This window comes from Planktothrix tepida PCC 9214, assembly GCF_900009145.1.
Lineage (GTDB): Bacteria > Cyanobacteriota > Cyanobacteriia > Cyanobacteriales > Microcoleaceae > Planktothrix > Planktothrix tepida.
The window spans coordinates 37,757-60,555 of sequence record NZ_LN889764.1 but is presented as its reverse complement, the minus strand read 5'-3'; the positions used below and the strand labels follow the sequence as shown (position 1 = coordinate 60,555).

At 37.2% G+C, this 22,799-nt stretch carries 20 protein-coding genes and 1 other RNA gene; 6 read left to right on the top strand and 15 right to left on the bottom strand.

Annotation, left to right across the window (positions count from 1 at the left end):
* Window positions 1-136: 136 nt before the first annotated feature.
* Window positions 137-1,336, top strand: coding sequence for a DNA cytosine methyltransferase (locus tag PL9214_RS01490; protein ID WP_072717080.1), 1,200 nt, complete (start codon window positions 137-139; stop codon window positions 1,334-1,336).
* On the opposite strand, the gene PL9214_RS01485 is transcribed toward PL9214_RS01490, so the two are convergent.
* Window positions 1,290-2,033, bottom strand: a complete 744-nt coding sequence (locus PL9214_RS01485; protein WP_072717079.1) for a restriction endonuclease — start codon at window positions 2,031-2,033, stop codon at window positions 1,290-1,292. The two genes, PL9214_RS01490 and PL9214_RS01485, sit on opposite strands and share 47 nt — an antisense overlap.
* Window positions 2,030-2,278, bottom strand: coding sequence for a helix-turn-helix domain-containing protein (locus tag PL9214_RS01480; RefSeq protein ID WP_072717294.1), 249 nt, complete (start codon window positions 2,276-2,278; stop codon window positions 2,030-2,032). Before PL9214_RS01480 ends, PL9214_RS01485 begins: the two co-directional genes overlap by 4 nt.
* Before the next feature lie 168 nt (window positions 2,279-2,446).
* Between PL9214_RS01480 and PL9214_RS01475 the strand changes: the two genes are divergently transcribed.
* The gene (locus PL9214_RS01475; RefSeq protein WP_222425187.1) at window positions 2,447-3,511 is read left to right on the top strand and encodes a hypothetical protein; all 1,065 of its coding nucleotides are present in this window, start codon (window positions 2,447-2,449) and stop codon (window positions 3,509-3,511) included.
* Window positions 3,512-3,607: 96 nt separating this feature from the next.
* On the opposite strand, the gene PL9214_RS01470 is transcribed toward PL9214_RS01475, so the two are convergent.
* The 3 genes from PL9214_RS01470 to PL9214_RS01460 all read right to left on the bottom strand — a co-directional run bounded on the left by PL9214_RS01470 (window position 3,608) and on the right by PL9214_RS01460 (window position 6,562).
* A complete protein-coding gene (locus PL9214_RS01470; RefSeq protein WP_072717078.1) occupies window positions 3,608-5,413 on the bottom strand; it encodes a DnaJ domain-containing protein in 1,806 nt (601 codons plus the stop codon).
* A 139-nt stretch (window positions 5,414-5,552) separates the two neighbouring features.
* Window positions 5,553-6,002, bottom strand: a complete 450-nt coding sequence (locus tag PL9214_RS01465; protein ID WP_245824138.1) for a hypothetical protein — start codon at window positions 6,000-6,002, stop codon at window positions 5,553-5,555.
* 59 nt (window positions 6,003-6,061) lie between these two features.
* Complete coding sequence (locus PL9214_RS01460) at window positions 6,062-6,562, bottom strand: hypothetical protein (protein ID WP_072717077.1); 501 nt, start codon at window positions 6,560-6,562, stop codon at window positions 6,062-6,064.
* Between the two features lie 57 nt (window positions 6,563-6,619).
* Here PL9214_RS01460 and hypE point away from each other — a divergent pair, with 57 nt between their 5' ends.
* Window positions 6,620-7,666, top strand: a complete 1,047-nt coding sequence (hypE, locus tag PL9214_RS01455) for a hydrogenase expression/formation protein HypE (RefSeq protein ID WP_072717076.1) — start codon at window positions 6,620-6,622, stop codon at window positions 7,664-7,666.
* Between the two features lie 157 nt (window positions 7,667-7,823).
* Here the strand turns inward: hypE and PL9214_RS01450 are convergent, their stop codons facing one another.
* The 3 genes from PL9214_RS01450 to PL9214_RS01440 form a co-directional block, all read right to left on the bottom strand.
* Window positions 7,824-8,303 (bottom strand): NC domain-containing protein, encoded by a 480-nt coding sequence (locus PL9214_RS01450; protein WP_072717075.1) that lies wholly within the window; start codon window positions 8,301-8,303, stop codon window positions 7,824-7,826.
* Between the two features lie 114 nt (window positions 8,304-8,417).
* Complete coding sequence (locus PL9214_RS01445; protein ID WP_072717074.1) at window positions 8,418-9,599, bottom strand: 5-(carboxyamino)imidazole ribonucleotide synthase; 1,182 nt, start codon at window positions 9,597-9,599, stop codon at window positions 8,418-8,420.
* A 214-nt stretch (window positions 9,600-9,813) separates the two neighbouring features.
* Entirely contained in the window at window positions 9,814-12,840 is a 3,027-nt protein-coding gene (locus PL9214_RS01440; RefSeq protein ID WP_072717073.1) for a plasmid replication protein, CyRepA1 family, read from the bottom strand.
* A gap of 193 nt (window positions 12,841-13,033) precedes the next feature.
* Here PL9214_RS01440 and PL9214_RS01435 point away from each other — a divergent pair, with 193 nt between their 5' ends.
* Window positions 13,034-14,065 carry a M48 family metalloprotease gene (locus PL9214_RS01435; RefSeq protein ID WP_222425186.1) on the top strand — a complete coding sequence of 344 codons (1,032 nt, stop codon included), beginning with the start codon at window positions 13,034-13,036 and terminating at the stop codon, window positions 14,063-14,065.
* A 190-nt stretch (window positions 14,066-14,255) separates the two neighbouring features.
* On the opposite strand, the gene PL9214_RS01430 is transcribed toward PL9214_RS01435, so the two are convergent.
* The 6 genes from PL9214_RS01430 to ffs form a co-directional block, all read right to left on the bottom strand.
* Entirely contained in the window at window positions 14,256-16,322 is a 2,067-nt protein-coding gene (locus PL9214_RS01430) for an AAA family ATPase (protein WP_072717072.1), read from the bottom strand.
* Window positions 16,319-16,558: a hypothetical protein gene (locus tag PL9214_RS01425; protein ID WP_072717071.1), complete on the bottom strand. Its 240-nt coding sequence runs from the start codon at window positions 16,556-16,558 to the stop codon at window positions 16,319-16,321. Before PL9214_RS01425 ends, PL9214_RS01430 begins: the two co-directional genes overlap by 4 nt.
* Window positions 16,559-16,659: 101 nt before the next feature.
* Window positions 16,660-18,030, bottom strand: coding sequence for a DNA phosphorothioation system restriction enzyme (locus tag PL9214_RS01420; protein WP_072717070.1), 1,371 nt, complete (start codon window positions 18,028-18,030; stop codon window positions 16,660-16,662).
* A gap of 176 nt (window positions 18,031-18,206) precedes the next feature.
* The gene (locus PL9214_RS01410) at window positions 18,207-18,635 is read right to left on the bottom strand and encodes a hypothetical protein (protein WP_072717069.1); all 429 of its coding nucleotides are present in this window, start codon (window positions 18,633-18,635) and stop codon (window positions 18,207-18,209) included.
* A 138-nt stretch (window positions 18,636-18,773) separates the two neighbouring features.
* Window positions 18,774-19,133, bottom strand: a complete 360-nt coding sequence (locus tag PL9214_RS01405) for a phasin family protein (RefSeq protein ID WP_072717068.1) — start codon at window positions 19,131-19,133, stop codon at window positions 18,774-18,776.
* A gap of 58 nt (window positions 19,134-19,191) precedes the next feature.
* Window positions 19,192-19,288, bottom strand: an RNA gene (ffs, locus tag PL9214_RS01400) — signal recognition particle sRNA small type.
* Between the two features lie 134 nt (window positions 19,289-19,422).
* Here ffs and PL9214_RS01395 point away from each other — a divergent pair.
* Window positions 19,423-20,589, top strand: coding sequence for a DUF3326 domain-containing protein (locus PL9214_RS01395; protein WP_367400303.1), 1,167 nt, complete (start codon window positions 19,423-19,425; stop codon window positions 20,587-20,589).
* Window positions 20,590-20,601: 12 nt separating this feature from the next.
* Window positions 20,602-21,198: a CPBP family intramembrane glutamic endopeptidase gene (locus PL9214_RS01390; RefSeq protein WP_072717067.1), complete on the top strand. Its 597-nt coding sequence runs from the start codon at window positions 20,602-20,604 to the stop codon at window positions 21,196-21,198.
* Window positions 21,199-21,288: 90 nt separating this feature from the next.
* On the opposite strand, the gene PL9214_RS01385 is transcribed toward PL9214_RS01390, so the two are convergent.
* Window positions 21,289-22,644 (bottom strand): NCS2 family permease, encoded by a 1,356-nt coding sequence (locus PL9214_RS01385; protein WP_072717066.1) that lies wholly within the window; start codon window positions 22,642-22,644, stop codon window positions 21,289-21,291.
* Between the last annotated feature and the right edge of the window lie 155 nt (window positions 22,645-22,799).

Genomic DNA, 22,799 nt, shown 5'->3' with positions numbered 1-22,799 from the left:
CGATCACACCCTTTGATTCCATTCATTTAAAAAAGTCTCATAGGCGTGATTAATTCTTTGCATAACAGCGATCACTTCTGATTTAATGTTATAATTAGGATAATATTTTTTGTTAATTGATAATAGGCTTGTTTAAATGGATTTACAGTTATCTTTATTTCCCACTACACAAACAGAATCTACTCCTAAAAAACAAAAAAAAGCAAAATCAGGTCGCTATGAAAAACTTCAACAGCAACTATTAACAACTCAACGTGATCCCTATCAAGTTTTTATTGATATTGACAATCAGTCTGTATCCTCATTTAACTATAACTTTATCGATCTTTTTTGTGGTGCAGGGGGATTTACTCAAGGTTTAGTCCAAGCAAAATTTAATCCTGTAGCTAGTATTGAAATTAATTCCATTGCTTCAGCAACTCATCAAAATAATTTTCCAAGTTGTAATCATTTTTGTGGTGATATTCATGAATTCAATCCCAGAAAATCTTTGGAAAAATTGCATTTCCCCCCGATTCATCTTGTTGTGGGTGGCCCTCCCTGTCAAGGATTTTCTGTTGCTGGAAAACGAAACCCTGATGATCCCAGAAATAACTTATTTAAACAGTTTATTCGTGTTGTTTCAGAAATTCTGCCTTGGTACGTTGTGATGGAAAATGTACCGGGTATTCTAACTCTGAAAAATGGAAAAATTAAACAGGAAGTATTTGAACAATTTCAAGCCATAGGTTACTCAAATATTTCAGTTGTTATTCTTGAATCTGCTGCCTATGGAGTCCCTCAAATTCGACCTAGAGCGATATTTATTGCCAATCGATTTGGACTCCAAAACCCTTATCCCAAACCTCAACTTTTACCCGAACAATATCAACCGATTGAATCCGCTATTTCTGATCTTCCTGAGTATACACCTATTCCTGAAATTAATCATGAATGGACTCGCCATTCTCCTGAATATATGCAGCGAATTGCACAAGTTCCCCCCGGAGGTTCTCTCTATGAAACTTATCTTGATGCGTTCAAACGTCAATATTCAGGTAAACCCAGTATGACCATAAAAGAAAATCACGGTGGAACTCATATTCACCCTTATCTTAATCGAGTGATTTCTGCGCGTGAAATGGCTAGATTACAAACATTTCCTGATTCTTTTATCTTTGCAGGAACGATGAAAAAAGCCATGTGGCAAATTGGAAATGCAGTTCCTCCCCGTTTAGCAGAATGTATTGGATATGCTCTCATTCCTTATTTAGATAGTATTAGTTTAGGGAAAGAGAAAGAGTTATCAACTATTCCAAAAAATTCTGAGATTCAACTTGCTTTAGAGTTGCATTAAGAGCAGTTCGCCAAGCCTCAAAATTATACCATCCACAACCGACGCATCCTTCCTCGGCTTCTGAACCCGATTGAGGAATATTATCCGGCCATTTCTCATTCCCAAAATACCAAAATTCGAGTCCTAATGGTGTTCCTCGGTTTCCTGTTTCAATACATTTCTCGCAACTTCTCGACTTTAAAAGATTATGATTCCCAGAACTATCTTTTTTGAGGAGTTGAAATTTATTCCTAATTTCAGTTTCACTCATATTAACATCATGATTCGGTTCACTTTTACCCCAACGTTCCATCGGAAAACGATGATCAATAACTAACTCATGAGGCAACCGTTGCCGATTTTCAATCACGTCTATATAATTGTAAATCTCTAAAATTCTTTTGACTAATTTAGGAGGAAGATTAGCAGAAGCATTTGCTTCTCTGGTTTCTCCCGTCCATCGATCCCAAATAGTAATTTTTTGGCAAACTTGACAAATTTCTCGCTTGGTTTCAATCACTAACCCTGGACGACCACTTCTATTTCCTCGTTCTAAACCTTGAATTCCCCCACCTCCAGCATATTGATTAGAAGCAACTTTTTTCCCTTCACAGTTGCGACAATGCCACTTTTGATCAGATAATAAATCGAAAACTTTAGACTGTGATGAACCTGATTTAAGTTTAGATTTTAAACTTTCTGCTGATTCTGGGTTCACTCCACATTCCTCATCTCTGTTTCTAAGTTCTCAAGCAGTTCTGAAACAGTAATATTCAAACCACTAGCAAGAGAAACTAGAACTGTTAAAGAAGGGTTTCTTACACCCCGTTCTAGTCCAGATATATAGGTTCGATCTAGGTGAGAACGTAACCCTAACTCCTCTTGAGAAATTCTGATAGACATTCGATATTGTCTAATCAAACTTCCTAAAGCCTTTAAAACTTGTGTTTTAGACTGTTCCATAAAATTATGATCCCCTTTCATAGACGATCAGTCTACGGACGATCAGTCACATTTTGAGCAAAGGCTAACTCATTAGGGTTTTACAGATGGCGATCGCACCCTTTGATTCCATGTTGCCTTTATTGATATTATATTTAATAACTCAGCTAATATAAAGAGATAAAAAACATGACAGAAAATAGGTTTTCTTCTGAAAAGAGGAATGTTATTTTAACAGAAAGATATTTGAGCGGTTCACATCATTATTTTTTTGAAGTCAAAGAAGCAAAAAATGGTTCTAAGTATATTATTATCGATCAACGAAAAAAGGTAGAAAATAAATTTTTTAGTACCAAAATGCGTATTTTTGAAAATGAAATGCTTGAATTTCAAAGGATTTTGAATAAGCTAATTAATTTTTCTTTAAATGACACTTCTGTTACTGAAACCGATAACAATTATCATAATAATCAAATAGAATCTAATTTATCGCCAAACAATCTAATTTTTTTAGAAGAAAAATATTTTAGCAGTTCCCATTACTATTTCTTTGAGGTTAAGGAATCAAAAAATGGTACTAAATATATTGTAATAGCACAAAGAAAAAAGTTAGAAAATGAATTTATTAGTACCAAAATGCGTATTTTTAAGGATGAAATGCTTGAATTTCAGAGAGTTATGAATAAGTTAATTGCTTTTAGTTTAAATAATAATTTAATTCCCAATAAAATTTCAGATATTAACAAGGATAACCAGAATAAACAAATACAATTAGATTCAGATTTATCACCGAGATTTTTTGATAAAATTATCACAACAAATAACTGGAAACAATTTGAAGAATATGCTTATTATTTACTCAAGTTATTGGGAATAGAGACAGTATATAATTTTACAGGAGAAAGACAAGCAGGAAAAGCTGATGGTTTTTTCAAAATTGGAAATTTAGCAGTTATTTATGATTGTACTCTTGATTTCCAGAATATAGAAAACAGTAAAATTGAACAAATAAATAATTATTGTAATAAACTGAAACAAGGTAGTATTGAATTATCTGGAAGAACAACAGAAGAATTTTATAATCATCATAAACAAGTTTGGATTATTACTAGAGGAACAACTAGACAGATTAAATTAATTAATTCAATAGAAGTTAAAGAAGTAGCTATTAACGATCTTATGTATCTTTATCAAGAGCGATTAACAAGCAACATGAATAATCAGTCACTCGAAATAAAATTGCGAAATATCTAAATTATATTGTAATAGTACACAACTAACTTTATTAAAAAATTATAATTATTCTTGTTTTTTTGATTGAGTTACTAATCTTTATATTTGTTAAATTGATCATTTTATTGATGGCGATCGCACCTGTTGACTCCATTCATTTAAAAAAGTCTCATAGGCGTGATTAATTCTTTGCATAACAGCGATCGCTTCAGATTTGATGTTATAATCAGGATGATATTGTTTGGCTAATTGATAATAGGCTTTTTTCACTTGATTCGGTGTTGCCTTGGGATGAACTCTTAATACTTGCCACCAATTTTGATAATGTTCAGATGCGATTAATTCTGGTAGACTTAATTGTTGATACCACAGTTGTAAAATCCCCTTTTGACTCCCACTAACTAATCGTTGACCATCGGGACTAAAGGCAACGGGAGAACAACCGGAGAGCGTTTGCAATAATTCTCCTGTTTTCCAATTCCATAATTTAACCGTTTGATCAACACTTCCACTCGCCAAAATTTTGCCATTGGGACTCAAAGCTATAGAAAAAATAGCGGCAGAATGTCCGGTTAATGTCCGAATTAATTGATAGGTTTTAAGATCCCAGACTTTAATTGTATTGTCAGCACTCGCACTGATTAAGACTTTATCATCAGGACTGAATAAAACAGAAGTCACCCAGTTAGAATGTCCGGTTAAAACAATAGGATTTTCATAGGTTTTGATATTCCAAATTCTAATAGTTTTATCAGCACTCCCACTGGCTACAAATTCACTCTTAGAACAGATAGCAACAGACCAAACTCCATCAGTATGTCCGTTCAAAATTCGTTTAGATTGTCCGGTTTTAAAATACCAAAGTCTAACGGTTTTATCGCTACTTCCACTGATTAAAATTTGATGATCGGGACTAAATACGAGGGACGTAATAATTCCCATATTTTTTTCAGGAAGATTCAGATCCAATAAAGTTCGATTCAGTTGTCGAGTCTGAAAATTCCAGAGGGTAATTCGACCATTAACACTTCCGGTGGCAACGACTTCTGAACTAGGACTAATGGCAACTGAATACATCTCATAAGGCATAAACCAAGTATATTTTTTCTTAACTGTATTAACATCCCAAATGTGAATATTACGATCATCACTGGCACTGATCAAAGTTTGACTATCAGGACTAAAAGCCACCGCATGAATTGAATTTTGATGTCCGGCTAAACGCTGTGTTTCTATCCACATTAAATCAGGTGATTGGGGATAAATAACAAGACTGTAATTTTCAATAGTAGGTTTTTCTTTATTTTTTTGAAAAGATGATTTCTGGGTATCTTGAATCTTTTGTTTAAGCTGTTTTAATTCATCCTCTAATTCTAAATTATCGAATTTTTGTTTTAATTTTTCTTCTTGAAATTCAGGAATAAGTTCCAATACTTCTAATAACGCGGTGGTATAAAATTCCTGATCTAAAATCCGTTCTTCCATCCGGTCAAAGGCTTGAAACGCTGTTTCTCCGCTTCCGGCAGCATCAATTAATTGGGCAATTCCATATAATCCTAACCCAACAATGCCGCCAAAAACTCCTAATGTTCCCATGCCAATTCCTACGCCTGTCCCCGCAAAACCTAACCCCATTCCTCCCACAACGGAAGAAATTCCTATGCCGGAAATTGCCCCTAATCCTACTGTACCCCAAGCAATAGAATCCCCTTGATTAATAGCTCTAAATGCGCCATAAGTTGCAGCACCCGCCACCGCCCCCACACCCATTAAGGGCATCATTCCTAACCCAATTCCCCAAAAACTTCCCACCAGTCCCACACCACCAATCGTGCTATAAATTCCTGCCCCAGTTGCTGCACCAACGGTAACAAATGTTGTACCAGGAGTTGATTTTTGAGAAAAATTATAATAGCTTTTCATGAATTTTTCCGAACTAGATATCGTTTGTACAAGATTAGCGTCCACTGTTAAGCTAACTATTTAGGTCTTGCTAAAATTGATCATCTCACTCATTCCCCTTATTGATAAAAGAGGAATAGGTAGCTTTTTTAAAGCTACATCAGTATAAAAATTCCTTGATTTTATCAATTAAATGACTTTGGTGAAAAAAATCAATTCCAATTGCTGATTTAATTAAATACAGCAATAAACAGATCAAAACAGTAATCATTAAGTTTAAAGTAATTAATAAAATAATAGCAGCCACGAAATTCCCCACTTTTGTGAGGCCCCGTGTAACGTAATGGCGTTGAACTTTTCGGCGTTCTTTCCCCACTAATAAAACAACATAAAATCGAGAAAGAATTAAGTCAACGTTCAATCTTAAATCTACAATTTTAGGAGAATTTTTAGGAATTGCATGATTTAATATTATTTTAATTTCATTTAATTGCTCTGGAGTAAAACTTGATAAAATACTAGGTTCAATTTGTTGGATATAATGTTCGGGTGTTTTGGCATGATAAGGTAATTTATCAATAGGTTCTTTGTGAATAGCCGAAGATTTCATACGGTGTTATATCCGAATTTATACGGAATTTGTACGGATGTTACTTAGGTATAGCTCTTCTAAATAAAATTGAATAAGCTATTTTTAAAGATTAACACACCTATTCCTAAAGACAACCCAGATAACAAAGTTAAACAATAAAAACATTGTTGTGGATTTAAGCCTAAAAATTTTAAGGGTTTATGGGCAAATGCTAATCCTAGAACGAGTAAAATAGCGAATAACCACAGTAAAATATAGGTTAGAGGCCAAAGCATAATCAGTTTAGGTCGAGTCCCTGATCCAACGGGAATATCTTGCAACCAAATCGTTATTGGCCAATTTTTGGGCCATACTCGGAAAATAACACCAAAAAATATAATTCCCATGACCCCAGCACTTCCTAATACAATACCCTCGGAACCTGTTTTGGCTAAATAGAGGATAATGGCTAAGGTTATCACCCAAACCCAGATGGAAACCTGAAATGCAGTTAATAGCCATCCGGCTAAAATATAGCCCAGAATTAAAAGGATGAGATAAAGCCAAACTTTATAAAGCTTAGGGGATAACTGTTTCATCTGCCCCTTCCTAAAATTCTCTTATAAATTCATCTTTATTCTATCAATAACCTATCTATGACATCTAATCAAGACTTTAGTTTAACCTGTCCAATCCCCCTGCAACAATATCCTTATATTTTACTCGCTCATGGCGGTGGGGGTAAACTCATGCGTCAATTAATTGACCAGATGTTTTTACCCACTTTTGGTGATTCAAATCAAGTGGAACATGATGCAGCTACTTTGCGATTCAGTGGCAATAAAATTGCTTTTACAACGGATTCATACGTCGTTAATCCTCTATTTTTTCCAGGGGGAGATATTGGTTCAATGGCTGTTCATGGAACGGTTAATGATTTAGCAATGGCGGGTGCTCGTCCTTTATATTTAAGTGTGGGTTTTATTTTAGAAGAAGGTTTACCCATTCAAACTCTATGGGAAATTATTCTATCGATGAAAAAAGCAGCCGAGAATGCTCAGGTTAAAATTGTCACTGGAGATACTAAAGTTGTTGATAAAGGCAAGGGAGATGGGATTTTTATTAATACATCGGGTATCGGGATTATTGAACATCATTTAACTATTAATCCTCTATCGGTTCAACCGGGAGATGCTGTAATTATTAATGGAGATTTGGGGCGACATGGGATTGCAATTATGGCAGTGCGGGAAGGATTAGAGTTTGAAACAACAATAGAAAGTGATTCTGCACCTGTGGCGGATGTGGTTTTAGAGTTATTAGAGGCGGGAATAGAAATTCACTGTTTACGAGATTTAACACGGGGTGGTTTAGCGAGTACGTTGAATGAAATTGCCATCGGTGCTCATGTTGAAATTGAAATAAAAGAAAGAGCAATTCCGGTCTTAGAAGAAGTTAAAGGAGCTTGTGAAATTTTAGGATTTGACCCCCTTTATGTTGCCAATGAAGGGCGGTTTGCGGTATTTGTCCCTGAAAAAGATATTGAAAAAACTTTATCGATTTTACAAGCAAAAATTCCAGAAGCAAGTTTAATTGGTTACGTTAAACAAACGTTAACCTCTTTAGTTACAATGGAAAGTACAATCGGAGCAAAACGGATTATTGATATGTTAAGTGGAGAACAGTTACCTCGAATTTGTTAGAGAGTTATCAAGCTGAAGGTAAACCTTTACCCCATCAGAAAAATTTAGGGAATTTTTGCCAAGTTGCTTAACTTTGTAGGGTGCTTAAGCTCCGGGCACGCACCTAATCACACTTAATCAATAAATATTAGCGACCGAGATAGTGGCACTACTTTATCTACAATTCACCTGCATCTCGTTTGCGCCAAAATTCATCACGCTCTTTTTGCTGTTGTTTTAGCTTTTCCTTTTTAGCATTTTCTAAATCTTGATTTAACTTGTTAGCAATAGCCTGCTTTAACTGATAACTTTCATAACTCTGAACAGTTAAAACAGGTTGAACCAAAGAAACTGCTAAAGCTCCAATAGCTGTATGAATTTTGTCTTTAATTTGTCCTGAATATTGTTTACCTGTAATCACATACCAAGCAAACATTTCACAATTATTCCGATGAATATTATACTCTCCAAATAATTGAGGATAGTCTAAAATCCGTTTTTGTTGTTCAGGGGTTAATTCAACTCCTTTACCTTTATATTCAACACCATTAGGCCCCCAGCCAATTGAATTTTCAAAGGTTCCATCGGAGGAAATAAAATAATGTTTAGCAATTCCTAATGATTCATCAATAGGAATATAATAGATAGAAGTAGCCATGTGTACTGAGTGCAAATATCCCTTATAATTAATAACATATCATGAAAAGTCATTTATAGACTAGCTTTTTCCAGGAATGATGGGGTTGTGGTGTGTGCGCGGAATTTACGCACCCTACGAGTACCAAATTGATTCGATTTCATCAGCTATTTTATTCGCTTTTTCTTCTATATTTTCCTTGTTTTCTGTCTGAATTAATACGGTTACATGACCTAATTTTCGACCGGGGCGAGATTCTGTTTTACCATACCAACGAATAAAAGTATTAGGAATTTCTGCGATTTTTTTGCGTTTTTCTAAATAGTCACAATTAGCGGTTTCAAAGCCTAATAAATTCACCATTACAGCCCCACTACAGTTTAACGCGGTATTACCTAATGGTAAACCACTGACCGCCCTTAAATGTTGTTTAAATTGGGAAGTTTCACAAGCATCTAAACTAAAATGACCGGAATTATGGGTGCGAGGTGCAATTTCATTCACTAAGATTTCCCCTTCGGATGTTAAAAATAATTCGATTCCAAATAGCCCAATCACTTGTAAACTATTCAATAACGTTGTTGCAATTGTTTCTGCTTGTTCTGCTATACTTTTATTAATATTAGCTGGAGCAATAACTCGATGACAAACTTGATTTTTCTGCACCGTTTCTACTATCGGATAAACTGCCACATCTCCTGTAACAGAACGCGCTGCAATAACCGCTAATTCCCGTTCAAAGGGGACAAATTGTTGTAATAACATGGGAGGATAGTTAAATTTTGCCCAGGTTTTAGAGAGTTCCTCCGCATTTTTAATAATAAAGGTTCCCTGTCCATCGTATCCATAACGGCAAGCTTTTAAAACCACAGGATAACCCAGATTATGATTAATTATTTTACCATTTTCAGGGGTTAAGAGTTGAAATGCAGGAACGGGTAAACCTATTTTTTCTAAATAACTTAATTGATCATATTTATCTAATAATAAGGATAAAGCTTGTAAGCGAGGACGAAAACAAACCCCCTGTTCTTCCAGTTTAGATAAAGCGTTTAAATCAACAAATTCATTCTCAAAAGTAATAACATCACAATATTTTGCTAATTTTGCGGTGGCTGTCGGGTCATCAATAGCAGCTAAAATGGTTTCGGAGGAGAAAGGAACTGCTGGGTCAGTGCTGTGGGGGGTTTGAACAAATAAAGAAACCCCTAAAGATGCGGCTTCCATTCCCATCATCCAAGCGAGTTGTCCCCCTCCAATTACACCAATTTTTGTCAGGGTTTGGGGTTGAATTGTAGGAGTTGATAGGGTGTTCATTTTGGGAAATAATCTCAACTTTATTTATTTTAACTGATTTGTCGCTTAAAAGAAACCGGGTTTTTATCGGAAGATTGAGGATAGTTAACAAGATTTTGAGCAAAAACCCGGTTTTTGAATTTTACCTATCCCACGCCTAAAAGAAACCAGGTTTTTATCAGAAAATTGGGGATAGTTAACAAAATTGTGAGCAAAAACCCGGTTTCTGGATTAACTAGGAGTTGAATAGAGAAAGTTGGATATAGTCTGGGGTGAATTGAAAAGGAGTTGAAATGAAATTATTTTCAGGAATGGTTGTGTCTAATTGGCAAGGATATTGACCTTCTAATTTTAACCAATGTTGGAAGATTTGTTCTCGGTTATCTTGGGGGTCTATAACCCGATAAACCCTGACTCGTTTTTTCCCTTCACTTTGGCAGCGAACACAGGTTAGACGATAACCAATTTTATCTAAAAATCGGCGTAAAATGGTAATAGGACTTGAATTTTTAGCGAGTCCAATTCCTGTAATCGTTTTAATAGCACTTCGATCTTTAAGGGCAATTTCAGTAATGGTTTGTAAGTCAGCATCAGTATTTTTTAAATCCCGTTCTTGATTTTTAAGTAAAGCCGGAATCCCTAATAATTCCATGATTCCAATCATAGCACCTAGCTGGGAGCGATTAAAATCCGGGGCAAAAATATTGCCTTGTCCTTGTTCCATTAACCGTCTTGCAATTAACGCATCTCGACCCATTAAATAAGGACGACCTACGGTTAAGAAATAATGAATTCTGAGTTGTTCATACCATCCTTGATCATCTTTAGCAATTAAATCTGATGTAACAGCAACCCCATAGCGTAATTTTAACTCATATTTACGGATTGCGCGACGTTCTTCTGGAGTTTTTGATAATTTTCTTTGAAGAGAATAATATTGACAATCACTTAAATCAATAGAATGAATTACAGCCAAACTTTCCGCTTGGTAATTCTGATCCTTAACCGCTAAAATGAGTTCATTAAGGGTCGGACGTTCTGAATTTTTAGTTTGAAATTTTTGCGTCGATTTAATCGCATTTTTGGGTATTTTTTTAGCTTCTGGAACCTCAATAATCTGATGACCTTCTCCTGCTAACGCTGTTAAAATCGTTTCTCGATAATGATCCATTCCTGCATTAAATCGCACTGCCATTTTTGCCCAACAGACTAAAGATTCAGATTGAAATCCTATTCCTAAATCATCTAATCCTGCAAAATCTGATTGTTGCAACAGCCGAATATTTAAGCGAGTTAATCGTTGTCCACTACCGAGTAAAGAACTCATAGAAGTTGCACCATTTCCCACCTGATTAAATCCTCGGTTTGCCATCCAAATAAATCGGGGAATATTCTCTCGAATTCGTCCCAATGCTTGACGGACAGAATTTTCCGCTTGAATGCCTTGAAAGATTCCCCAAACTGAGGTAAAATGATTTTGAATATCAATACTAACTCCCGTTTCAATGGAAGGAGAAGCTAACACAATATCATAGGATATTAGCTGTTGATTGAAGTTAGCAATTGAACCATAAGCAGGATGAGTAGGATCAGCTAAAGATTCGGAATCTATTCTCAAGATAGAACGATCTGGAAATTGAGTTTTTAAATAGGTTTCTAGGGTACGAGTTCCCCATTGACTCGCTAATTTTTGGGCAGATAAACAAACAAAAGGTTTCCCTCCTTCGGCAATATGTTGTTCTAAGTCTTTCACCAGTTGGTCAGGGGTATTTCCTAAATAGTTATAAATTGTCCACGCTTCATCGGGTGAAGGTTGCCACTGATTTTGAATCACAAAAGGTTGCAGATGAATACCGGATAAGGCGGTTAAATAATCAATAGAGGTATCGCTTAAATCGGCATCGGAAATCACAACTTGACCGCCTCCTCCCAAGACATTTTGCAGGAGAGTTTTGAATGATTTTAGAATAGAAACTCGATAATTTTGGCAGGTTTCTGAGTTTAATCCATGCCATAATACTTGTTCAACTTCATCTAAAATAACCAGTCCATTTGACCAGTCTCTGGCTTCAAATTTAATGCTAGAATTAGGATGTAATGAATCAATACATAATCCATACCCAAAAGCAGAATTAGGAGTTTCAACGGCAGATTTCATGTATTGTAATCCAAACCGTTGACATAACGCTTCAATGAGTCGAATTCGATGACCAATCACTAAAACCCATTGTTTTTTTTCAAGTGCCTCTTGAACTAGGGTTTCTAATATTTTTGTTTTTCCGGTTCCTTTAGGAGATTTGATGGCGATTAGTTTAGCATTTTGATGTATTTTTATATCGGATAAATAGCGACTATTGAGGTCAATATTGGGGGAATAATTTAAGCGATTATAAGAAAATGCTTTCCAGGTTTCTAAAGGAGTTGCCGTTTGATATGCCTGATCAAATACTGTTTGTCCTTGTTCTGCAATTAAGTCATCAACTCCTTTACCAAATTGAGGATTCCAATTGACAATATAAACGGAACATCCGGCTTGTGATAATAAATATCCTGTTTGCTGAATGGCTGAATTAACGGCTTTAATGGTTTTAGGTTTAGTATCTTGATCAAATACGATATAAATTTTCCGATTTTGAACTGAGAACTGCTGTAATTGCTGAATTAAAGCAGGTTTAGCAATTCTATTTCCATATTGATCACGGGGAACTCGATACCCACCATGAATTCCAGGAAGTGCGATCGCAATATATCCGGCTGTTAGTAATGCTCCGGCTTTTTTAGCTCCTTCAGTAATACATAAAGGCAGTTCGGGATGACAAATTACCCAGCGCCAAAATCCTAAATCCGGTTGATGAGGTTGAATATCAGATGAATTAATTTCAACAGCATATTTTTGGGCAATTCTTTCCCAAATTGTTCGAGAAATTCTGAGAGCAAAAATTCCCATTGGTGTATTGGGAGGATGTTCATATTTAATACATTTACTTTGATCTGAGGTTAGACGAGGTTTAATTGGTTTAAAACATCCCCATAAATCAGGGTTTCCAGTCAAAATATCAATCCCAGAACACCACCAACCTCCATCATAAAGATGTTTATAACGGTTAAGAATAGGTTCTGATAAACGGCCTGTATTTAATCGCGGAAGGGTATCAGCATAGAGAAGATAATCTAACGGACGATACCCATCCAGAGGAATCACGTTAAGTTGGGTGAGTTCTTCATCAACGCCACTTTCTGTCCACTCTGTTAAATAGTCCATTTCTCTCTCATTGCAACTGCGGATTTTTAAGCGTAACCCTAGGATGAAAGCTTGAGTATAAAATTTTGTAAACGTTTTGACGTCAATTTAATTCCTGTAAAAAAATAAGTATATTTTTCCCTAGACAAAAGCAAACAGAAGTGTTAAAGTTAAACCCACGAAAATTGCTCGTTGTGTCAGCCGAGGTGCGGTTATGTTTCCGTTGTTGCAATCTACTCAAAAATTAGCCATTCTCACCTGTTTAAGTACCCTATTTTTCCCTACACCTCTTTTAGCGGAATCATTGAATCCTGAAAGCGTTTTAATGGCTCAAAATCCATCCAACGATGAGTTTTATAAGCAAGCGAAAGAAGAACTTTCAGAAGATGTTTATGTCATTTATCGGGTTGTTGATAGAATTGCCAGAGCTAATGGTTTAGATAATACGCCTTGGCGGGTTGGAATTGTAGATGAATATAATATTAATGCCTTTGCAACGGAAGTTAATTTAATTGCGATTTATACAGGAATTTTAGATCAATTAGCAGGAGATTCTTCTGCCATTGCTTGTGTCATTGGTCATGAAATGGCACATCATGTTAAACGTCATATTGCGTTAGGGCCAGCCGAAGAAGCAGCTTTAAAAGAACGCATTCAAAAAGAAGCCGAAGAACAAGTTTTAGCTGAAATTCAAGATGCTAAATCTGATGCAACAGGAACTTCAGTTGGAGGTGCTGTTTTGCAAACTGTTGGTGGTTTTTTGGGAGGTTGGGGTCGAACTGCGGGAAACGTGGGAAATAGTGCGTTACAAGGTGCGAGTCGTCAACGTTTAGCGCAAGCAGAAGAACGGGTGAAAGAAATTGTTCAAGAAAAAACTACAGAATTAGAACAAAAGCTCGCTGAAAATAATCGCAAACAAGAATTTGAAGCTGATGAAGTTGGCTATCAATATATTGCTAAAGCGGGTTTTGACGCGGAAGGATGTATTCGAGTTATGGATGTTTTAGGACGCACATCCGGTGCTGAATTTGATACCACTCATCCGGCTATTCCTAAGCGAGTTGAACAGCTTAGAGCGTTAATGAATCAGTACCCTCCAGCAACTTTAGCGCAAGAAGGCGAAAGTTTGATTAAATCGACTCAACCCCTAACTTATGACCTTTCCAAAGATGGTCAATCTTTAAGAATTAATTCCCGTCGAGGGGGTTCTGCTGCGGACGATATTGACCGTCGTTTTGGTCAGTAATTCCTAGTAGGGAACAGGGAATAGGGAATTACGAATTATGAATTACGAATTACGAATTACGAATGGGGAATAGGGAATAGGGAATAGGGAATAGGGAATAGGGAATAGTAGGAACTAAGGGATTAATATTAGTGGTGCGATATAATCCCATTACCATATTCCTAACTCCTGTTGAGTATTTTTTATTCCTTTAAAAATCATATTCCACTTCTAAAATTTCCGTATATTCAAACTCATTTGAACTTTGATGGACTAAGGGATAACGCACTCCTCCTAATTCTATCCAATCTTCTTCACAATCAGTTTTTGGAGAATTGTAGGATAAAATATACTCGCGTCCAATGCGTTTTTCCATTTCTTCTGCTACTTCTCCCCGCCATTGAGTTTTGGTGACTAAAACAATTAATTGATTTGCTAATTGTGGAATAATATTTGCAATTTGTCGCCGATAAATTTCATCTAAACTGCCAAAAGGCGAGTCCATAACAATCGGAAAGGTACTACTATCGGGGCCCATTAAAGTATTTTTTTGACTCCATTCTCTGACCCCATCAATAATTCCCCCAATAAACGATAAACTTAAAATCTGATTTTCCCCCGTTGAAGCCGCAACTTCCGCTTCCTCTCCGGCGGTGGTTTCAACTAATTTTAATTCATATTTTTCCGTTAATTTTGGTAAATAAGGTGTAAAGGAAATTTGACTAAATAATTTTTGCACTCGCTTTTCTAACTGACAGCGAAATTGTTGGTCTAAACGGTCTTTAACTTGATTTAAACGCAAGATTGCATCTTGAGTGGCTGCAATTCTTCGCTGCACTAATACTTGTTTTATTTCATTCATTTGTTGTTTATCAACTTGCCGAGACAAACTCTCAACCGTTGCTTTAAAATTCTCAATTTGTTGCTGATTTGAACCCGTTTCTCGATTTAACTCACTAATTTTGAGTTCAATTTCATCTAACCGTTTTTGTAACTCTTGAATATTCTCATCAGGAAACTTTCTCAGTTTATTGGTAATGCTATCGAGTTCATTTTCAATCCGTTGTAATTCTTCTCGGTAAGTTTGAATATTCAGTTGTTGGCGATTAATTTCGTCCCAAAATTCAGTGGCTTGTTTATCTAATTCATCTACTTGGCTACTTAACCGAATTGCTGTTTCATCAATATCAGCCGTTCCCGCTTGATTTAACCAATGTTCAACTTGTTCACATCCCGTATTTCCTGGGATTAACTCAGCCCCACAAATACATTTTTTTTCCGCTAATAAACTCTGCAAAAACTGTTTGGTAATTCCGGTATTCAACTCCCCCCGTTCTCGCATTTCGGAAAATATTGTTCTAAATTCTGCTGTTAATTCAGGAATTAAAACCGTATAGCCTTTGGTTGAAATTCCTCGATTAATAGCGACATGACCTTGATGGAGTTGTTCTCGGAGTAATTGTTTTTTTAGGTCTAATTCATTCCGTAATTGTTGTAATTCAGCCGCACCACTTAACTCCATTAATCTCTCACTCAAGGTTGATTTGACCAGCTTTTGGTGGTCTAACTCTTGGGTAATTTCAGTCTGTCTTTGCAACAAACGTTCAATTTCCTGTTCCGCTTTTTTCTTTTCATGTAAATATTTTTTGGTTTCAGGATTTCCAATCATTCCTAAATCCGTTTCTAAGGATTTCTTGGCTTCCCCTAAATGTTTAATGGCTCGATTTAAAACTTCAACTCCTAATAACTCTTTTGTTGCATCCGCAATTTCTACTTTACGTTCATCTCTAACAATCTGCTCAATTCTCTCTCCATCAAAAAAGAAATATTGATGTAAACTTAACGGTAAAATTCGATTAATAATTTCCTCTGGAGGGTGAGGCGGCATTCCCCAGCGTCCATCATCTCCCGCCACTTGCATATATAATTGACTGGCTGTTTGTTCAATCTCACTGCCATTTTTATAAGCTCGACAAATCCGTTTGACTAAATATCGTTTATGATCATGTTCAAAGATTAATTCTACCCAACATCCCACCCCTTTTCCGGGTTCAGATTCATTTAATGCTCGTTTATTCACTAAATGTTCAGAAATGGCAAAGGCGGCACTAAACTTTTCATAAAGAACCCAAGTAAACGCATTCATTAATGTGGTTTTTCCGGCTCCATTATTGCCATGAATCACCGTTGTATTTCTCTCTCCATAACCCAAAATAATTTCTGGGGTTTTTCCATAGAATTGCCGAAAATTGCAGAGTTGAATTGAAATTAATCTCATTGCACCACATCCTTAATAATTTTGAGAATATCATCATTAATATTACGCGGATTTTTCATATATAATTTATCTCGTTCGGCTTGTAAAACCCGTTCAATAATTTCTCGAACTTCCGGGGAAGCATTGGTAATCGGGTCTTGAGCTTCTTTAGGATTAATGTTATCTCCGTAAGTAGATTTTTTTTCAGAGAAAACATTCGTAATCGCCGTAATCAAACTTTCAGAATATTTCAACATTTTTATTCCCCTAAAATGGACTACGCCTATCTATAGCCATCCTGCTATTAATCCTACAATAATTGTTGAGATTTGAAAATAGGGTTAACTTTTATAAAGAATTATAAGTCCAATAATCCATATCGCTTTTGTAACTGAAGTAATTTTAATCTGGCTTCCCCAGCATTATCGGCTAAATTGGCAAATTCTAAAAACCGTTTTAACTCTTTTCTTAATAAATTGCGTTCAACTTCTAAGGTATTTCGATCTAAATCTGGGGGTAAAACAATCATATCAAATAACGTTGCTCGTTCTTTCCCTGGATGGGGTCTTAAAATTCTTCCCCGTCGTTGAATAAATTGTCGAGGATTACAACTACTCGCTAAAATCACGGCATTTTGAATCGCGGGAATATCAACCCCTTCATCTAAACATCGAATTGCTACTAATCCTTGTAATTCCCCTCGTTCAAATTGTTGACGTAATTTTTCCCGTTCAATTAAAGGGGTTTCTGCGGTATAAGTATTCACCCGATAACCCAATTCTGACCCCAATAATTCCACCGTTGCTTCTAATTGTCGTGGGGAATAATCCTCTAAGGTTTCTATGCTTCCATCTCCACAATAAAATAAAGTATGAGTTGTATTTAATCGTGTTTTCATTAACTGACGTAACGCATCTAATTTATTGCTTGCTGATGCAATTAATCGAGATCTTTGAATTAATAAAGCTGTAACGGTTTCATTATTTTCCCAGTTTTTCTCGTCCCCCATTAACGCCCAACCAATGCGCGTCGTTAATCGATGATAGGCTCGACTTTCTGCTTCTGTTAATTCGACTAAAATCGGATAATATAAATAGCGAACTAATGCGCCTTGACGAATGGCTTCTGCTAAGGTTAATTCCGGTTGTAAAACAGGCCCAAAATAGTTTAAAATCGCATCGGTTCCACTTTCATCAAAATGCCGTTCAGGAGTAGCTGAAAGGGCTAATCTTAAGCCAATATTTCGCGGTAAACTTTCCCCTAAGCGAGGACTTCCTAAATTATGGGCTTCATCTCCTACCATTAACGTTTTTTCGGGAAAGTAACGTAGTTGAGATTGAAATCCTTCGGAAATTAAGGTAGAATTAGTTGTAATAACCGTTAAAAATGCTTGATATCCGGCTCTTAATTGATATAATTCAGTCGATAATTGTTTTTGCCAATACCTGACACTTTCAAAGGCTAAAATCGGGTTTAAATTAAATTTTTCTGCCTCTTTTGCCCATTGAGTTACTAAATGGCGATAGGGACAAATAATAATTAATGCTTGTAAACCAATTTTCTGATATAATTCTGTGGCGATCGCTAACGCTGTAATGGTTTTACCGCTTCCCGTTGCCATTTTTAACGTTCCCCGTCCCCGATTAGCAAACCAGTTATTGACCGCTTGCTTTTGATAGGCTCGTAGATGCAATGAAGGTGGAATTTGAGGAATACAGTTATCAGTCATCAGTTATCAGTCATCAGTTATCAGTCATCAGTTATCAGTCATCAGTCATCAGTCATCAGTTATCAGTCATCAGTCATCAGTTAGTTATCAGTTATCAGTCATCAGTCATCAGTTATCAGTTATCAGTTAACAGTGTAAGAGTTAATAATTAACGGTTAATTTATTAACTAAATTCCCTATTCGCCTTCCCAATCAGAACAAGTTTCTCCTTCGGCTCCCGTTGGGTGCATTCCACAAACTAATAAATTTCCCCCATAAACTTGTCCGTGATAATGTTTGCATCCTCGACAGGCGGGTTGTTCTGTTTCTGTGGGTTGAACATAAGTGACAAAGGGATCAAAATGTTCTCCCTCATGATCTAAACCTAAATCCAGACCTGAATCGAGATCAAAATAAATATCGAGAATGGGTTCAAAGATATCATTCATACATTCATCAAGTTCAGGAAGAATTTTATTTTGTACCTCATCGGTAATTTCTTCCGAGATCTTGGTGAGTTCGTTAAACATTTCGTTAACTTCTTCAGTCACGTCTGCAAAAAATTTCTCCATGTCTGAAACGACTGCTTCTAGTGCTTCTACAATACTTTTTGACCACTCTTCCATGAGACTGATTAACCAGTTGTCTGAATAAATTTTATAAAATACAGCAAAAAATCGCTATACTATCTTTCTAGTATAGCGCGAATGAATTAACCATTTAGTATAATTTTTTGTATCGGGGTGAGCTTGATTATCCCTTGACTATTGCTGTAAGCGTCGCAATTCGTCTTGTAAATCTTGCACCTGTTTTCTTAACTTTTCCACCCCTTCATCGACGGGAGTGGGTTCCTCATCATCTACAATTTCAATGCGACGGGGTTCAGACTTAGGAGATGAAAGCGGAGGTTCAGTCGGCGGTTGTTGAACTTGCTGAATGGTATCTTCCACAAAACGACGGGCTTCTTCTGTCGTCATTTCGCCCCGTTTCACGAGTTCATCGGCTAATTTCTGGGCATCCGTGCGTAATTCTGCTAGGGTTTTACTGGCTTTTTCGCCAGCATAGGAGGCTAAACCCACCCCCAAGTAAACGGCTTTTTGGAAAAGATCTCCGAAACCCGGCATAACCACTCCAACTTCCTAAAACAAGTATCACCGATTACAGATTTTTCGGTGTAAAAAAAGTGACCCGGAGTTTACGCCTATCAGAAGCATCCCGTATTGCTGCCACCTTCCGGTTCTGACAAGGTTTGGGCGTTCTAATCGCATAAGTCCAGGTCATTGACTATTATAACACAATTTTTCATTCTGCAACCCAATACCCTGAATAAAGTTTGTCGGTAACACAGCGATTGTTAATCCCTTAAAATAGGTTTCGACATACCCAACATCCTAAACCCTACAACATCTGATCATGCCTCGTCCTTATACCGTTATTTTAATCATCCCAACAGGCATCGGTGCGGCCATTGGAGGGTATGCAGGGGATGGTTTACCCGTTGCGAGGGCGATCGCTCAAGTTGCAGATACTTTAATTACCCATCCCAACGTTCTCAATGGTGCTCAACTGTATTGGCCTATGTCCAATACTTTGTATGTAGAAGGGTATGCTTTAGATCAATTTGCGGCGGGAACGTGGGGACTCCAAACGGTTCATCAAAACCGAGTTGGGTTACTTTTAGATCAAGCCATTGAACCGGAATTACGGCTCAGACATTTACAAGTGGCTGACGCAGCTAGAGCAACGTTAGGCTTAAGCTTAACAGACTATGTAATTACCGATGCGCCCCTAAACGTGGAACTGAGAACCTCTGAGTCCGGGGCTTCCTGGGGAACTATTGGCAACCCGGACAGTTTATTACGAGCCGCAGAGCGGTTAATTACAGAAGCCAAAGCCGAGGCCATTGCTGTTGTCGCCCGTTTTCCTGAAGCTGAAAATAGTAGTGTTTTAGAAGCTTATCGTCATGGACAGGGCGTTGATCCCTTGGCGGGAGCAGAAGCGGTGATCAGCCATTTAATTGTCCGCACCTTTCAAATTCCCTGTGCCCATGCTCCAGCCCTTTCTCCCCTTCCCCTTGATCCTGAGTTATCTCCTCGTTCGGCGGCGGAGGAACTGGGATATACCTTTCTCCCCTGTGTATTAGTGGGGTTGAGTCGGGCACCCCAGTTCGTAACTTCTGCTACTTCTGGGACAATTTGGGCGGATCAAGTGGATGCGGTGGTGGTTCCCGCAACAGCTTGTGGAGGGTCTGCTATCCTGAGTTTGAGCCGTAGAGATGTGCCAAGAAACGCACCAAGAAACGCACCAAGAAACGCACCAAGAGACGCGCCAAGAAACGCACCAAGAGACGCGCCAAGAAACGCACCAAGAGACGCGCCATGGCGCGTCTCTACTCAAATTATTACCGTTGGGGAAAATAAAACCCGAATGCAAGTCACCCCAGAACGGTTAGGAATTCAAGCCGTGCAGGTAAACTCTTATTTAGAGGCTTTAGGAATTTTAGTGGCGCATAAAGCGGGAGTTGATCCGAATGCCTTGCGTCCCCATTTATTATCCCTAAACGAACTGAAATACTCTTAATTTTTATAGCTTGTGGTAGAACAACAAACACCGAACAATTTTGAACTCGAACCCTTAACCCGAACTCAAGTTTTAGTGGCGATGGGGGGAACGGCTATTGTCTTATTAGCGATCGCTAAAGCTTGGTTACATTTGAGTCATGTGACCCTTTTACCTGTGACTTTTTCTGGACTTAGTTTAGGGTGGGGTTTAGGTGTCGGGTTAATCATTACAATTGCCAGTTTTGTCATGTATCGCATCTGGCCGGCTTATAGTCGCAGTGCGAATACTTATTTAAAATTAGTCCTCAGTCCTTTATTATGGCCGGATTTAATTTGGTTAGGTTTATTACCCGGACTCAGTGAGGAATTATTATTCCGAGGGGTAATGTTATCGGATTTAGGATTAACGCCCCTGGCTTTAGTGGTTTCAAGTATTGCTTTTGGGGTTCTCCATTTTAGCGGTTCTCAACAATGGCCCTATGTCATTTGGGCAATCATTGTCGGGTTTTTGTTAGGGTATAGTGCGATCGCAACTGGTAATTTATTGGTTCCGATTATTGCCCATATTTTCACTAATTTTATGTCGGGTTGTTTATGGAAATTAAAATATATTGGGGAGAAATCTTGAAAATCAGTTATCAGTTATCAGTTATCAGTTTGGGGTTTAAGTATTTGGTTGAAATTGTGACAGATAAAACTTTAACCTCATATCCCCTGCTTATTTCCCCACAAAAACAAACTTTAACATAAAAATAACCGCTAAAACCCACATGGCAATATTAGTTTCATGGAACTTCCCTTGAAAGGATTTCATTATGGGATAAGTAATTAAACCAACTCCTAAACCGTCTGCAATTGAATAACTTAAGGGCATTATAAAAATTGTTAAAAATGCCGGAATTGATTCTGCGGGATCATCCCAATGAATATATCGTACACTTCCCATCATTAACACTCCCACAATAATTAAAGTCGGTGCCGTTGCAAAGCTGGGAATTGCGGATAATAGAGGAATAAAAAATATTGAAATTGTGAATAAAATAGCTACAACCACAGCCGTTAATCCACTTCTTCCGCCTTCAGAAATTCCCGATGCAGATTCAATATAAGTTGTGACCGTAGAAGTGCCAAAAATTGCCCCCGTTGTTGTTCCCACCGCATCCGCCATAAAGGCTTCTGTAACACGCGGAAATTCTCCCTGTTCGTTAATATAACCTGCTTTCATTCCTAATCCCGTTAGGGTTCCCACCGTATCAAATAAATCCACAAAGAAAAAGACAAAAGTAACTGTAAAAATCTGTAAAAAATTCACTTGTAAGACTTCTTTTAACCCCATAATTCCTTGACCGAATAAATCAACGGGTAATTGAGGTAAACCGATAATTCCTTTAGGCCAGGGGGCGATTCCTAAAATCCATCCTAACCCGGCTGTGGCTAAAATTCCTAATAATAAAGCTCCCGTAACTCGACGAGCCATTAAAGCCGCTGTTATCAAAATTCCAGCAATTGTAATTAATACAGTCGGGTCGTTTAAGTTTCCTAATGTTGTAGTTGTGGCTGCATCCGTGACAATAATTTTTGCACCTGTTAAAGCAATATAGGCAATAAATAAACCAATTCCGGCGGCGACGGCGTGTTTAATGCCTTCAGGAATAGCAGTGATCATTTGAGTTCTAAATCGACTCAGAGTTAAGGCAATAAAAATTAAGCCTTCAATTAAAATAGCAGCTAAGGCAACTCGCCAAGGAATACTTAATCCTAACACCACCGAAAAGGCAAAATAGGCGTTTAATCCCATTCCGGGTGCTAATGCAAAGGGATATTTAGCATATAACCCCATAACTAACGTTGCTAAAGCAGAAGCCAAAGCCGTTGCGATGACTAACTCTCCGAATAAATCCCCGGAGGTTTGGAGAAAAATAGCATTAGATAAAATAGCAGGATTAACGACTAAAATATAAGCCATGGTCACAAAAGTTGTGACTCCGGCTAAAATTTCAATCCTAAAATTAGTCTGGAGTTCTTGAAAGTTAAAAAAACGAGCAATTGCATCTAAACTAGAATTAGAATTCATAATATCTCCGAGCTATCAATAAAATTTCTATAAAATCTATAACAATTTTAAATAGAGGGTCATAATTTAAACCGGACATAAAACAGCCAGAAGTATTTTCCCTGTTCCCTGTTCCCTGTTCCCTTAATCATAAAAAAAGAGGGGGTAAATTCCGC

Bases quoted from the DNA above. Each gene is read 5' to 3' on its own strand.
- PL9214_RS01435 (WP_222425186.1), top strand. From the start codon at position 13,034: ATGTTTCCGTTGTTGCAATCTACTCAAAAATTAGCCATTCTCACCTGT.
- PL9214_RS01410 (WP_072717069.1), bottom strand. From the start codon at position 18,635: ATGGAAGAGTGGTCAAAAAGTATTGTAGAAGCACTAGAAGCAGTCGTT.
- PL9214_RS01480 (WP_072717294.1), bottom strand. From the start codon at position 2,278: ATGGAACAGTCTAAAACACAAGTTTTAAAGGCTTTAGGAAGTTTGATT.
- PL9214_RS01475 (WP_222425187.1), top strand. From the start codon at position 2,447: ATGACAGAAAATAGGTTTTCTTCTGAAAAGAGGAATGTTATTTTAACA.
- PL9214_RS01470 (WP_072717078.1), bottom strand. From the start codon at position 5,413: ATGAAAAGCTATTATAATTTTTCTCAAAAATCAACTCCTGGTACAACA.
- hypE (WP_072717076.1), top strand. From the start codon at position 6,620: ATGACATCTAATCAAGACTTTAGTTTAACCTGTCCAATCCCCCTGCAA.
- PL9214_RS01465 (WP_245824138.1), bottom strand. From the start codon at position 6,002: ATGAAATCTTCGGCTATTCACAAAGAACCTATTGATAAATTACCTTAT.
- PL9214_RS01420 (WP_072717070.1), bottom strand. From the start codon at position 18,030: ATGACTGATAACTGTATTCCTCAAATTCCACCTTCATTGCATCTACGA.
- PL9214_RS01385 (WP_072717066.1), bottom strand. From the start codon at position 22,644: ATGAATTCTAATTCTAGTTTAGATGCAATTGCTCGTTTTTTTAACTTT.
- PL9214_RS01460 (WP_072717077.1), bottom strand. From the start codon at position 6,562: ATGAAACAGTTATCCCCTAAGCTTTATAAAGTTTGGCTTTATCTCATC.
- PL9214_RS01430 (WP_072717072.1), bottom strand. From the start codon at position 16,322: ATGAGATTAATTTCAATTCAACTCTGCAATTTTCGGCAATTCTATGGA.
- PL9214_RS01490 (WP_072717080.1), top strand. From the start codon at position 137: ATGGATTTACAGTTATCTTTATTTCCCACTACACAAACAGAATCTACT.
- PL9214_RS01395 (WP_367400303.1), top strand. From the start codon at position 19,423: ATGCCTCGTCCTTATACCGTTATTTTAATCATCCCAACAGGCATCGGT.
- PL9214_RS01445 (WP_072717074.1), bottom strand. From the start codon at position 9,599: ATGAACACCCTATCAACTCCTACAATTCAACCCCAAACCCTGACAAAA.
- PL9214_RS01425 (WP_072717071.1), bottom strand. From the start codon at position 16,558: ATGTTGAAATATTCTGAAAGTTTGATTACGGCGATTACGAATGTTTTC.
- PL9214_RS01440 (WP_072717073.1), bottom strand. From the start codon at position 12,840: ATGGACTATTTAACAGAGTGGACAGAAAGTGGCGTTGATGAAGAACTC.
- PL9214_RS01450 (WP_072717075.1), bottom strand. From the start codon at position 8,303: ATGGCTACTTCTATCTATTATATTCCTATTGATGAATCATTAGGAATT.
- PL9214_RS01405 (WP_072717068.1), bottom strand. From the start codon at position 19,133: ATGCCGGGTTTCGGAGATCTTTTCCAAAAAGCCGTTTACTTGGGGGTG.